Here is a 12,580-nt window from a genome sequence, read left to right on the forward strand (position 1 = left end):
GCGAATCTTTATATGACTGAAAGGGATTGGTTATGAAGCTAAAAATGCTTGCTGTCGGTGTTCTGGTATCTTTACCGCTCTGGGCGAGTGCCAAAGATGTCACGATTATTTATACCAACGATCTCCATGCCCATGTCGAACCTTATAAAGTGCCATGGATTGCCAATGGCACACGAGATATTGGCGGTTGGGCCAATATCTCGGCGATGGTGAAGCAGGAGAAAGCGAAAAATAGCGCCACCTGGTTTTTGGATGCTGGCGACTATTTCACCGGGCCATATATCAGCAGCCTGACCAAGGGGAAGGCGATTATCGATATCATGAACACCATGAATTTTGACGCTGTCACCATGGGTAATCATGAATTCGATCACGGTTGGGACAATACGCTGCTGCAACTGAGCCAGGCAAAGTTTCCGATCGTGCAGGGCAACATCTTTTACCAAAACAGCAGCAAAATGTTCTGGGATAAGCCTTACACCATTATTGAAAAAGATGGCGTAAAGATAGGCGTGATTGGCCTGCACGGCGTGTTTGCTTTTGATGATACGGTTTCCGCTGCGACACGTGTCGGGATCGAGGCGCGGGATGAAGTGAAGTGGTTGCAACGCTATATCGATGAGCTGAAAGGCAAAGTCGATCTCACCGTGGCGCTGATCCATGAAGGCACGCCAGCGCGTCAGTCCAGTCTGGGGGGCACCGATGTACGCCGTGCGCTGGATAAAGACATCCAGACCGCAGGCCAGGTGCAGGGGTTGGACATCCTGATCACCGGTCATGCGCATGTGGGCACGCCGGAGCCGATTAAAGTAGGTAACACCCTGATTCTGTCTACCGACAGCGGCGGCATTGATGTGGGTAAACTGGTGCTGGATTACCAGCAAAAACCGCATCAATTTACCGTGAAGAACTTCGAGCTGAAAACCATTTTTGCTGATGAGTGGCAGCCAGACCCGCAGACGAAACAGGTCATTGATGGCTGGAATAAAAAGCTCGATAAAGTGGTGCAGCAGACGGTTGCCAACGCGCCGGTTGAGCTGACGCGTGCTTACGGTGAATCTTCTTCGCTGGGAAATCTGGCGGCAGATGCGTTGCTGGTTGCGGCGGGTAAAGATACCCAGTTAGCGCTCACTAACTCGGGCGGCATCCGGAATGAAATCCCTGCTGGAGTCATCACCATGGGCGCAGTCATTAGCACCTTCCCGTTCCCGAATGAGCTGGCAACCATGGATCTCACCGGGAAGCAGTTACGTAGCCTGATGGAGCACGGCGCGGGTTTAAGCAACGGTGTATTGCAGGTGTCCAAAGGACTGGAGATGAAGTATGACAGCAGTAAACCGGTTGGTCAGCGGGTTAGCGTATTGACGTTAAACGGCAAACCCATTGAGGATGCCACGGTTTATAACATTGCCACCAATAGCTTCCTGGCGGACGGCGGTGATGGTTTCACGACATTTACTGAAGGTAAAGCGCGTAACACATCCGGCGGTTACTATGTCTCTAATGCGGTCGTGGATTATTTCAAAGCGGGAAATACGCTGACGGATGAACAACTCAAAGGCATGCGTGTGGAAGATGTGAAACCGTAGTGAGGTCAGGCCAGCAGATATTCCGCTGGCCTTTGTTTTAACCTCTGTGGGAGGCAAACACCTCTTTTGCAGCGAACAGGCCGTTTAGTGCTGCCGGGAATCCCGCATAAACAGCCATCTGCATCATCACTTCAATAATCTCTTCCTGCGTTAAGCCAACGTGCAGCGCGGCGGCGATGTGTACCTTAAGCTGCGGTGCGGCGTTACCCATGGCGGTGAGCGCGGCGACGGTGGCAATTTCTCTACTGCGTAAATCCAGCCCCGGCCTTGAATAGATGTCGCCAAAAGGAAATTCAATCAGGTATTGGGCGAAGTCTGGCGCAATATCCTGCAGACTTTCGACTACCGCATCTCCGCCTTTTCCATCAACCTGTTGCAGCATTCTCTGACCGGTTAAATAGCGTTCTGAATCCATGATAATCACCTCGTGAGTTAGTGTATGGCATGAGGATAGAGCGTGCGGAATGATTGGGGTAATACCGTTTCCGTGATACCTTTTCGGTATGACAACTTCGCCTTTGCACTCTCTGGACATCCGCCTTCTACGCTATTTTTCCGTGGTGGCGGAAGAGAACAACATGAGTCGAGCGGCGCAGCGTTTATTTATGTCGCAGCCGCCGCTGAGTCGCCACATTCGCCAGCTTGAAGAGCGCCTGGGGGTGACGCTTTTTGTCCGTCATACCCGTGGACTTACGCTGACGGAGGACGGCCAGCGCGTACTTGAAATCGTGCGCCCGCTATTGGCGCTACAGGATAAAACCTGGGCGGCGTTGAGTCAGATAGCGAAAACGGGAGAGCAATCTCTGCGCTTAGGGCTAAGTACAGCGTTTGAGCAGGGTGTTTTTGCGGCGCTTGAGTCGCAGCTTGCTACGCGTGTACAGAAGCTACATATTGTCCGTCATGGTTCGCCTGAACTGGCGCGTCAGGTGCGTCGGGGAAAACTGGATGCAGCGCTGGTGGCGCTACCGCTTGAGAATTCGGGTCTTAGCGTCATGCCGCTCGGCTGGCAAGAATCGATGATCGCCGCCTTACCCGCGCTCTGGCCAGAGGCGGCTCTGCCTTCGCTCTCGTTAACGTCGCTGAACCACCGACCGCTGTTCTGGTTCAAACGTGAACGTAACCCTGCTTTTTTTGATTACACTCGACACATTTTTCGTCGTGCTGGTTACTCTCCTGCACTTATTGAGGAGCCAATGGAACATGACGTGCTGCTGGCACGGATCGCGCAGGGTGACGGTCTGAGCCTGGTTCCGGCCTCCTTTTCCGCTATCCAGCGTCAGGGCGTGATCTTCCTTCCGCTTACTGATACAGAATTGCGGCTTAGCATGGGGTTAGCGACTCTGCCTGAGAACGTAATAAAAGTAGAGTGGCTACAGACGGTCGTGACGCAATCCCTCACCATTTCAAGCTGATGTGAATTTTTTTCACGTTGGCTGAGTATTCCTCACCTTTAACGATGATTTTTGTGTTGACGCCAGCATGCTTTTCCGTCATTTTTACATCTAGACGTCTAAACGTATAGCAGTTCACAACACAACATATAACGACAAAAGATTGATGAGGTAAGGTATGAGCTTTTTTCACGCCAACCAGCGGGAAGCCCTGAATCAGAGCCTGGCAGAAGTGCAGGGTCAGATTAACGTTTCGTTTGAGTTTTTCCCGCCGCGCACCAGTGAAATGGAGCAAACCCTGTGGAACTCCATCGATCGCCTGAGCAGCCTGAAGCCGAAGTTTGTTTCAGTTACTTACGGAGCAAACTCTGGTGAGCGCGACCGTACGCACAGCATTATTAAAGGCATTAAGGATCGCACAGGTCTTGAAGCGGTCCCGCACCTGACATGCATTGATGCGACCCGTGATGAGCTGCGTACCATTGCTCAGGACTACTGGCATAACGGTATTCGTCATATTGTTGCCCTGCGCGGCGACCTGCCGCCGGGAAGCGGTAAACCGGATATGTATGCTTCCGACCTGGTGACTCTGCTGAAAGACGTTGCAGACTTCGATATCTCCGTTGCGGCTTACCCGGAAGTGCACCCGGAAGCGAAAAGCGCTCAGGCCGATTTGCTGAACCTGAAGCGTAAGGTTGATGCCGGTGCAAACCGCGCGATCACCCAGTTTTTCTTCGATGTAGAAAGCTATCTGCGCTTTCGCGATCGCTGCGTGTCTGCGGGAATCGATGTGGAAATTATTCCGGGCATCCTGCCGGTATCTAACTTTAAGCAGGCGAAAAAATTTGCTGACATGACCAACGTCCGCATTCCTGCGTGGATGTCGACCATGTTTGATGGTCTTGATGATGACGCGGAAACCCGCAAGCTGGTGGGCGCAAATATCGCCATGGATATGGTGAAAATTCTCAGTCGCGAAGGGGTGAAGGATTTTCACTTCTATACCCTCAACCGTGCCGAGATGAGCTACGCTATTTGTCACACACTGGGTGTAAGACCTAACTAAACAGATGCCCCAGCCCTCTACGGAGGGCTTTTTGTTGATCATTTTGATCTACATCTCTGTAACTTAAAATATAAAAGGAATTAGCTATCGAATCTGTGGGTTATTTCGACTATATCTTATCTCTGGTGGTGTATATCGTAGTCAGAACACTGTAAAGGGAGCATATAGATGAGCATGTCCGACGATAGCCAAAACGCATCAACTGCCGGTAAGTGTCCTTTTCATCAAGGCGGTCACGATCAGAGCGCGGGAGCAGGAACGAATAACCGCGACTGGTGGCCAAATCAACTCCGCGTTGATCTTTTAAACCAACATTCCAACCGTTCGAACCCGCTGGGTGAGGACTTCGACTACCGCAAAGAGTTTAGTAAACTCGACTATTCTGCCCTGAAAGGGGATCTCAGAGCCCTTCTGTCCGAATCTCAACCGTGGTGGCCCGCTGACTGGGGAACCTATGCCGGATTGTTTATCCGCATGGCATGGCACGGCGCGGGAACCTATCGCTCTATCGATGGACGCGGTGGAGCGGGTCGCGGACAGCAGCGTTTTGCACCACTGAACTCCTGGCCGGACAACGTCAGCCTTGATAAAGCACGTCGTCTGCTGTGGCCAATCAAGCAGAAATATGGTCAGAAAATTTCCTGGGCCGACCTGTTTATCCTCGCGGGTAACGTGGCGCTGGAAAACTCAGGTTTCCGTACCTTTGGCTTTGGTGCCGGTCGTGAAGATGTCTGGGAACCGGATCTCGACGTAAACTGGGGTGATGAAAAAGCCTGGCTGACTCACCGTCACCCGGAAGAGCTGGCAAAAGCGCCGCTGGGCGCCACCGAAATGGGCCTTATTTATGTGAACCCGGAAGGGCCGGACCATAGCGGCGAACCGCTTTCTGCGGCAGCGGCTATTCGCGCGACCTTCGGTAACATGGGGATGAACGACGAAGAAACCGTGGCGCTGATTGGCGGCGGTCATACGTTGGGCAAAACCCACGGCGCAGCAGCGGCATCGCACGTTGGCGCCGATCCAGAATCCGCACCGATTGAAGCGCAGGGCCTGGGTTGGGCCAGCAGCTACGGTAGTGGCGCGGGCGCGGATGCAATTACTTCTGGTCTGGAAGTGGTGTGGACGCAGACGCCTACCCAATGGAGCAATTATTTCTTCGAGAACCTGTTCAAATATGAGTGGGTGCAGACTCGCAGTCCGGCAGGCGCGATTCAGTTTGAAGCGGTTGACGCGCCAGAAATTATTCCCGATCCGTTTGATCCGTCGAAAAAACGCAAGCCGACGATGCTGGTTACCGACCTGACGCTGCGTTTCGATCCTGAGTTCGAGAAGATCTCTCGCCGTTTCCTGAACGATCCGCAAGCGTTCAACGAAGCGTTTGCCCGTGCGTGGTTTAAACTGACGCACCGCGATATGGGGCCAAAATCGCGTTACATTGGACCGGAAGTGCCAAAAGAAGATCTGATTTGGCAAGACCCGCTGCCGCATGCGTTCTTCAACCCAAGCGAAGAAGATATCCTGAAGCTGAAGGCGACCATCGCTGCTTCCGGACTGTCCGTGGGCGAACTGGTATCGGTAGCGTGGGCTTCGGCATCGACTTTCCGTGGCGGGGATAAACGTGGCGGCGCTAACGGTGCGCGTCTGGCGCTGGACCCACAACGTGGCTGGGATGTGAATGCCACTGCGGCACGCGTTCTGCCTGTGCTGGAAGGTATTTATAAGTCTGCCCATACTGCCTCGTTGGCCGATATTATCGTGCTGGCCGGTGTTGTCGGTATCGAGCAGGCGGCTAGCGCTGCGGGCGTCAGCATCAAGGTACCTTTTGCGCCGGGTCGTGTGGATGCGCGTCAGGATCAAACGGATATTGAGATGTTTGAACTGCTTGAGCCGATTGCCGATGGTTTCCGTAACTACCGCGCTCGTCCTGACGTATCGACCACCGAGTCGCTGCTGATCGACAAAGCGCAGCAGTTGACGCTAACCGCACCGGAAATGACCGTGCTGGTGGGCGGTATGCGCGTACTGGGCACCAACTTTGATGGTAGCCAGCACGGCGTCTTTACCGATCGCCCTGGCGTACTCAGCACTGACTTCTTCGTCAATCTGCTGGATATGCGTCATGAGTGGAAGGCGGTTGATGAGTCACAAGAGCTGTTTGAAGGTCGTGACCGTTCGAGCGGCGAAGTAAAATACACCGCAACTCGCGCCGATCTGGTGTTTGGTTCTAACTCTGTACTGCGCGCAGTGGCTGAAGTTTATGCCTGCAGCGATGCTCACGAGAAGTTCGTGAGAGATTTCGTTGCCGCATGGGTGAAAGTGATGAACCTGGATCGTTTCGATCTGCTGTAACAGACCATGCCGGATGTCGCTTGCGCGGGTCCGGCATAGTATGAACAAAAAAATCCCCGCAATTGCGGGGATTTTTATTGGTCGGTTATTCCCACTCTTGCAGGTAACGTTGACCGTACTGGTCAGCCACCAGCAGGGCGGCATATACCTGGTCCGGCGTTGCGCCGCCAGGCATGTTGTGGATGGTTTCGCCTTCGGCACAGGCAGCTTCAGCCACAATGCGCATTTTCGCCGGAATATCCTGTTTGATGTCCAGTTGCGCCAGGGTAATCGGCAGGCCAACGGAATGACACAGCGCGGCAACAGTTTCAATTTCATCGATCGGCGCGTTTTCCAGTACCAGTTGCGTCAGCGTGCCGAAAGCCACTTTCTCGCCGTGGTAATAGTGATGCGCATCCGGGATTGCCGTCAGACCGTTATGGATGGCGTGCGCCGCCGCCAGACCGCCGCTTTCAAAACCGACGCCGCTCAGATAGGTGTTGGCTTCAATAACGCGCTCCAGCGCAGGCGTTACCACGTGCTGCTCGGCAGCCAGCATCGCTTTTTCACCTTCTTCTATCAGCGTATTAAAGCACAGCTCAGCCAGCGCCAGCGCCGCCTGAGTGCACTGACCGCCCGCCATGGTGGTTGCGCCGCTGCGTGAACAGGCGCGCGCTTCGAACCAGGTCGCCAACGCATCGCCGATGCCCGCGGCTAACAGACGCGCCGGTGCGCCCGCGACAATTTTGGTATCAACAATCACCCTGTCCGGGTTATTGGGCAGCAGCAAATAGCGATCGAATTCACCGGCATCGGTGTAAATAACGGACAGCGCGCTGCACGGTGCATCGGTAGAGGCGATGGTTGGCGCAATGGCGACAGGCACGCCCATAAAGTGCGCCAGCGCTTTGGCAGTATCCAGCGTTTTACCGCCGCCAATACCAAGTACTGCGCCACATTGCGCTTTTTCTGCCACGCCGCGCAGACGGTCGATTTCGTTTTGTGAACACTCGCCGCCAAACGGTGCAATCTCCAGCGCCAGTCCGGCATCCTGGAAGCTTTTTTCCAGTGCGCCCTGGGCAAAGCCTAAGACAAACTTGTCCCCAACTACCAGCCAGCGCTCTGCCAGTGGTTTGAGGTAGTTGCCAAGACGGGTAATAACATCGGCACCCTGGATGTACTTACCAGGTGATTGAATAATGCGATCCATACTTTATTTCCCTCACAGGTTGATGTGACCAAATGTATTGTTCCAGTCATGTTCAAACTTCTCTATTGCTGACTCTACCGCAGGGGTATTGAGCATTTGTTGCGCTACGTCTAATGGCAGGGTGATTGCTTCGCATCCTGCCAGTAAGCAATCCAGCGCCTGACGAGGGGTTTTAAAGCTGGCTGCCAGTACCATGCTGTTTGGCGCATGCAATTCCAGTAACGTTTGCAGTTCTTGTACCGTGCGAATTCCGTCGCCGCCCTGCGCGTCAATACGGTTAACGTAAGGTGCGATATATTTCGCCCCCGCCAGCGCTGCCAGCAGCCCCTGAGAGGCACTGTACACGGCGGTTCCCAGCGTGGTGATACCCTCTTTTTTCAGCATCTTGATCGCGACCAGACCTTCGGATGTCACCGGGATTTTTACCACCAGACCGGGGACCGCGTTGCTCAGACGTTTGGCTTCCTCCACCATGCCTTGTGCGTCGCGTCTCATGGTTTGGGCAAACAGAATGCCCTCTTCGCCAATGGCGTTTTGCAGGCGCGGCAGCACATCCCAGATGGATTCTTTGTTTGCTGCCACAATGCTTGGGTTGGTGGTGACACCCGCGATAGGGAAGATGCGTGCCAGACGTTCGACTTCCGCGACGTTGGCGGTATCAAGGTAAAGTTCCATACAAAAACACCCTCTTTAAAGTTCAAGTTCATGTTGCAGCAGGCTGGCGATAGCGTCGGCAGAGGCGGCGTTAACCAGCGCGTTACGGAATTCTTCATGCATAATGCGCCGTGCCAGACGCGAGAAAATACGCATATGCTGGTCGCCAGCGGCGTGTTTGTTGAGCGTCAGCATAATAATGAATTGCGCATCATCATCACCCCAACGTACCGGCGCTTGCAGGCGCGCTACGCTGATAGTGGACTGCTCAATATGTTCTGATTTGCTGTGTGGAATGGCGAAGCTAAAACCTAATCCGGTAGAGAAGACCGCTTCGCGCGCCCACAGATCGGCTTCCAGTTTACGCGGATAGCGGCAACGACCTGCCAGCAGGAGGTTGTCGGTCATCCCTTTGATGACCTCCTCTTTACTACGCCAGTCGCTATCCAGCGTGATGCACTCGGCGGTAACCAGAGGGGTATCCTGTTGAGTCATGCGGAACTGAGCCAGCAGATGTTCGACCTCCAGCGACGTTCGACACGCCATTGCTTGATTCAGCAACTGACGGCAGGCGCGGCTGTCAAGTTGCGCCATCCGCGCTTTGGCGGCGGGAATGGAGGGAGCGCTCATGCTGATCTCATCCAGACCCAGTCCCACAAGCAGCGGTAGCACTGAACCTTTAGCGCCAAGTTCGCCGCACAGGCCAATCCATTTCCCCTGACGATGTACCGCCTGTACGGCGTAATCCAGTGCACGCAAGAAGGCTGGATTCAGGCTGTTGTAATGGCGGGTAACTTTGGCGTTGTCGCGGTCGACCGCCAGCAGGTATTGCGTCAGGTCATTACTGCCAATACTAAAGAAATCAATTTCTTCGCAGCATTGATCGATGATGAACATCACTGACGGAACCTCCAGCATGATACCGAGCGGGATCTTCTCATCAAACGGGATGTGTTCAGTACGCAGTTGCTGTTTGGCTTCGGCCAGCTTCTCTTTGACCCACAGGATCTCTTCCATAGAGGAGATCATTGGGATCATGATTTTCAGGCTACCGTGCGCTGATGCGCGCAGGATCGATCGCAGTTGTGTGGTAAACAAAGCAGCGTATTCTTCATAGATACGCACCGCGCGATAACCGAGGAACGGGTTGGCTTCGGCAGGAATATTCAGGTAATCAACGGGTTTATCACCACCGATATCCATGGTGCGCACAATGATGCTGCGTCCCTGCGCGGGCTCCAGCGCCTGGCAGAAAATGTTGTATAGCTCGTTCTCATCCGGGGCGCAGGTGCGGTCCATATACAGCATTTCCGTGCGGAACAGGCCAACCGCTTCCGCACCGTTGCCAAAGGCTGCTTGCGCTTCCACGGAATGGGCGATGTTGGCGGCGACCTCCATGCGGATGCCATCCCCCGTGCGCGCCTCTTGGGTCAGCCAGATACGTTGTTGTTCTCGAATGGCATCCTGGATACGGGCTTCCTGCTGGTAGTAACGTACGACGGATTCATCAGGGGCAACAATGACCGCTCCTGCGTTACCATCGATATAAACCGTTTGCTGCAGCCATGGCATTAAGGGTTCAATATCCACGCCAACCAGCGTAGGAATGTTGAATGACCGGGCGAGAATCACCGTGTGTGAAGTGGTACCGCCGCTTTTTAACAGCAAGCCTTTCAGCAATGTTTTGTCCAGTTCGAGGAATTGGCTCGGTGTGAGCTCGTCCGCCATACAGACCGTAGGCTGGGTTAGTTTTCCCGGCGCAGGAAAACGCTGCTCTCCATAAATTTGCTGCAGAAGCTGGAAGCAGACATCGCGCACATCCAGCGCACGTTCCTGTAAATAACTGCTGCTGGAGCGGGCGAATTCATCACAAAAATGTCCGGCACTTTCGACAATCGCCTGGGCGCAGCTTAACCCGCGAGATACTCCAGCGAGCAGGTGCTGACGCAGTGAGAGGTCGCTTGCCAGCGAGCGGTGTGCTTCCAGAATCGCACTGGTTGCGCCGTCGCTGTCGAGTAACCGAAACGCAATATTCTTCATCAGCAGCGTTAAGCCGTTATCCAGTGCCGCCTGCTCGGTTTCAATATCTTTAGCGGATGGGAGATTGTTAAGGGCGTTGAGATCCAGCGAAGAGAGCAGACTCAGAATGCCTCCCGCACTGCCGCTGCAGACGGTGCGAGCGCGAAAAAGCTGTGGGTTTAGATTGGTGAGGGATGCAGGAAGTGGCTCCAGCTCGTTGCTTTTGGCTTCCGCTAGCGGTGCATCGCAGTGTGGAAATTCATTACGTAACCATTGGGTTAAATGCTGGTGGGCTGCCTGTTCATCAGCACCGGAAATCAGCAACTGGCAGCTATCACCTGCCAGAGTATCGGTGCCAATCAGCGCCAATGCGCTCTTGGCGTTACCCCTACGTTCGGTACGCAGGTTGTGCCACTCAATGTGCGAAGTAAAGGTGTTGCACTGCGTTTCTATTTGACTTGCCGGGCGCGCATGTACGCCATTGGGCAGCTCACAGGTAAATTCCACAATCAGGGCCATAGCCTCATCTCCCATAACGATTTCTCGCTACAGGATAAAAGGGCAACGCCTGAGCCTGCCATCTGACAAATCTGCCAAAAACTGGATAAATGTAATGTAACCATCAAAGTGAGATATCCCTCACAAGTCAGCATGTCCTCTATAAATTCCGAGAAACTACAAGTTATGAGGCGGATCGCATTTTTGCGCTGACATTACAAAAGTCCAGCAAATGGCCTTTTTATCCACTGTTTGCGCCGCGTCGGATTGCCTATTGTTTTCCGCAACAAGTTTATGGATATGGGCTTTAGGCAGCCTGGGAGCGACTTATGAAAGAGTTGGTACAAATCCTGAAAAATACCCGTCAGCATCTGATGACGGGTGTTTCGCATATGATCCCCTTCGTAGTCGCGGGTGGAATTTTGCTGGCGGTCTCCGTCATGTTGTATGGCAAGGGCGCGGTACCGGATGCGGCGACCGATCCTAATCTCAAGAAACTGTTTGATATTGGCGTCGCAGGGCTGACGTTGATGGTGCCATTCCTTGCCGCTTACATTGGTTATTCCATTGCTGAACGTTCTGCTCTCGCCCCTTGTGCGATTGGCGCATGGGTGGGAAACAGCTTCGGCGCAGGTTTTTTCGGCGCGCTAATTGCCGGGATTATTGGCGGTATCGTCGTCCATTATCTGAAGAAGATCCCCGTACATAAGGTGTTGCGATCGGTAATGCCTATCTTCGTTATTCCTATTGTCGGCACCTTTATCACCGCAGGCATCATGATGTGGGGCCTGGGAGAACCCGTTGGCGCGTTAACCACTAGCCTGACCGAGTGGCTGCAGGGTATGCAGCAGGGCAGCATCGTGCTGCTGGCGGTAATTATGGGACTGATGTTGGCCTTCGATATGGGTGGGCCGATTAACAAAGTTGCCTACGCCTTCATGCTGATTTGCGTGGCACAGGGTGTTTATACCGTGGTGGCAATCGCCGCGGTAGGGATCTGCGTGCCGCCGCTGGGCTTAGGTTTGGCGACGCTGATTGGTCGTAAGAATTTCTCTTCTGAAGAACGTGAAGCCGGTAAAGCCGCGCTGGTGATGGGCTGCGTTGGCGTAACGGAAGGCGCAATTCCTTTTGCTGCCGCCGATCCGCTGCGCGTTATCCCATCCATTATGGTGGGTTCCGCCTGCGGCACGGTAACCGCCGCGCTGTTTGGTGCGCAGTGTTATGCCGGCTGGGGCGGGCTGATTGTTCTGCCGGTCGTGGAAGGAAAATTGGGTTATATCGCGGCGGTTGCCGTGGGGGCTGTAGTGACCGCAGTGTGCGTTAATGTACTGAAAAGTCTGGCGCGGAAAAAAGTGTCTCAGGTCGACCAGAAAGAAGACGACCTGGATTTAGATTTTGAAATGAATTAAGCGAGGAATGAGTCATGACCAAGATTATCGCAGTAACTGCATGTCCTTCTGGCGTTGCCCACACCTATATGGCCGCCGAAGCGCTGGAAAGCGCCGCTAAAGCCAAGGGGTGGGAAGTAAAGGTTGAGACTCAGGGGTCGATCGGTCTGGAAAACGAACTGACCGCGGCGGATGTGGCAGAAGCCGACATGGTGATTCTGACCAAAGACATTGGTATTAAGTTTGAAGAGCGTTTTGCGGGCAAAACTATCGTTCGTGTCAACATCAGCGATGCAGTGAAACGTGCCGACGCCATCATGAACAAGATTGGCGCACACCTTGCGCAAACCGCATAACGGTTTGTTTGCCGGAGGGTGGTTTCGACTTATCCGGCCTACTGATACGTAGGCCAGATAAGCACAGCGCCATCTGGCATC

Annotated in this window: 10 protein-coding genes; 6 read left to right on the forward strand and 4 right to left on the reverse strand. The window is 53.8% G+C overall.

Translation table 11 applies throughout. The features are described from left to right. Positions 1-32 precede the first annotated feature (32 nt). Complete coding sequence (locus tag OGV93_RS00505; protein ID WP_287109298.1) at positions 33-1,589, forward strand: bifunctional metallophosphatase/5'-nucleotidase; 1,557 nt, start codon at positions 33-35, stop codon at positions 1,587-1,589. Between the two features lie 37 nt (positions 1,590-1,626). Here OGV93_RS00505 and OGV93_RS00510 read toward each other — a convergent pair whose 3' ends face one another. Beyond that, positions 1,627-2,004, reverse strand: a complete 378-nt coding sequence (locus OGV93_RS00510) for a carboxymuconolactone decarboxylase family protein (RefSeq protein WP_016157923.1) — start codon at positions 2,002-2,004, stop codon at positions 1,627-1,629. Between the two features lie 88 nt (positions 2,005-2,092). On the opposite strand from OGV93_RS00510, the gene OGV93_RS00515 reads away from it, so the two are divergent. The 3 genes from OGV93_RS00515 (at position 2,093) to katG (ending at position 6,395) form a co-directional block, all read left to right on the forward strand. Next, the gene (locus OGV93_RS00515) at positions 2,093-3,001 is read left to right on the forward strand and encodes a LysR family transcriptional regulator (RefSeq protein ID WP_287109299.1); all 909 of its coding nucleotides are present in this window, start codon (positions 2,093-2,095) and stop codon (positions 2,999-3,001) included. 157 nt (positions 3,002-3,158) lie between these two features. Then, entirely contained in the window at positions 3,159-4,046 is an 888-nt protein-coding gene (gene metF, locus OGV93_RS00520; RefSeq protein ID WP_016155273.1) for a methylenetetrahydrofolate reductase, read from the forward strand. A 168-nt stretch (positions 4,047-4,214) separates the two neighbouring features. Next, positions 4,215-6,395 (forward strand): catalase/peroxidase HPI, encoded by a 2,181-nt coding sequence (katG, locus tag OGV93_RS00525; RefSeq protein WP_016155274.1) that lies wholly within the window; start codon positions 4,215-4,217, stop codon positions 6,393-6,395. Positions 6,396-6,480: 85 nt separating this feature from the next. Here katG and gldA read toward each other — a convergent pair whose 3' ends face one another. The 3 genes from gldA to ptsP are packed head-to-tail and all read right to left on the reverse strand — an operon-like array spanning position 6,481 to position 10,776. Continuing rightward, entirely contained in the window at positions 6,481-7,584 is a 1,104-nt protein-coding gene (gene gldA, locus OGV93_RS00530; protein ID WP_049040568.1) for a bifunctional L-1,2-propanediol dehydrogenase/glycerol dehydrogenase, read from the reverse strand. A 12-nt stretch (positions 7,585-7,596) separates the two neighbouring features. Next, complete coding sequence (fsa, locus tag OGV93_RS00535; RefSeq protein ID WP_200084321.1) at positions 7,597-8,259, reverse strand: fructose-6-phosphate aldolase; 663 nt, start codon at positions 8,257-8,259, stop codon at positions 7,597-7,599. A 15-nt stretch (positions 8,260-8,274) separates the two neighbouring features. Next, positions 8,275-10,776, reverse strand: coding sequence for a phosphoenolpyruvate--protein phosphotransferase (gene ptsP / locus OGV93_RS00540; RefSeq protein WP_287109300.1), 2,502 nt, complete (start codon positions 10,774-10,776; stop codon positions 8,275-8,277). A gap of 308 nt (positions 10,777-11,084) precedes the next feature. On the opposite strand from ptsP, the gene OGV93_RS00545 reads away from it, so the two are divergent. Then, positions 11,085-12,164, forward strand: coding sequence for a PTS fructose transporter subunit EIIC (locus tag OGV93_RS00545; RefSeq protein ID WP_003825153.1), 1,080 nt, complete (start codon positions 11,085-11,087; stop codon positions 12,162-12,164). A gap of 14 nt (positions 12,165-12,178) precedes the next feature. Beyond that, positions 12,179-12,499 (forward strand): PTS fructose-like transporter subunit IIB, encoded by a 321-nt coding sequence (locus OGV93_RS00550; protein ID WP_016155279.1) that lies wholly within the window; start codon positions 12,179-12,181, stop codon positions 12,497-12,499. Positions 12,500-12,580: the final 81 nt, after the last annotated feature.

The sequence above is a fragment of the Citrobacter sp. Cb031 genome, from assembly GCF_030336725.1.
GTDB classification, from domain to species: domain Bacteria; phylum Pseudomonadota; class Gammaproteobacteria; order Enterobacterales; family Enterobacteriaceae; genus Citrobacter; species Citrobacter braakii.

What these genes read in the sequence shown, in the direction of transcription:
- OGV93_RS00505 (WP_287109298.1), top strand. Translation starts at nt 33, where the DNA reads ATGAAGCTAAAAATGCTTGCTGTCGGTGTTCTGGTATCTTTACCGCTC.
- OGV93_RS00510 (WP_016157923.1), bottom strand. Translation starts at nt 2,004, where the DNA reads ATGGATTCAGAACGCTATTTAACCGGTCAGAGAATGCTGCAACAGGTT.
- OGV93_RS00515 (WP_287109299.1), top strand. Translation starts at nt 2,093, where the DNA reads ATGACAACTTCGCCTTTGCACTCTCTGGACATCCGCCTTCTACGCTAT.
- metF (WP_016155273.1), top strand. Translation starts at nt 3,159, where the DNA reads ATGAGCTTTTTTCACGCCAACCAGCGGGAAGCCCTGAATCAGAGCCTG.
- katG (WP_016155274.1), top strand. Translation starts at nt 4,215, where the DNA reads ATGAGCATGTCCGACGATAGCCAAAACGCATCAACTGCCGGTAAGTGT.
- gldA (WP_049040568.1), bottom strand. Translation starts at nt 7,584, where the DNA reads ATGGATCGCATTATTCAATCACCTGGTAAGTACATCCAGGGTGCCGAT.
- fsa (WP_200084321.1), bottom strand. Translation starts at nt 8,259, where the DNA reads ATGGAACTTTACCTTGATACCGCCAACGTCGCGGAAGTCGAACGTCTG.
- ptsP (WP_287109300.1), bottom strand. Translation starts at nt 10,776, where the DNA reads ATGGCCCTGATTGTGGAATTTACCTGTGAGCTGCCCAATGGCGTACAT.
- OGV93_RS00545 (WP_003825153.1), top strand. Translation starts at nt 11,085, where the DNA reads ATGAAAGAGTTGGTACAAATCCTGAAAAATACCCGTCAGCATCTGATG.
- OGV93_RS00550 (WP_016155279.1), top strand. Translation starts at nt 12,179, where the DNA reads ATGACCAAGATTATCGCAGTAACTGCATGTCCTTCTGGCGTTGCCCAC.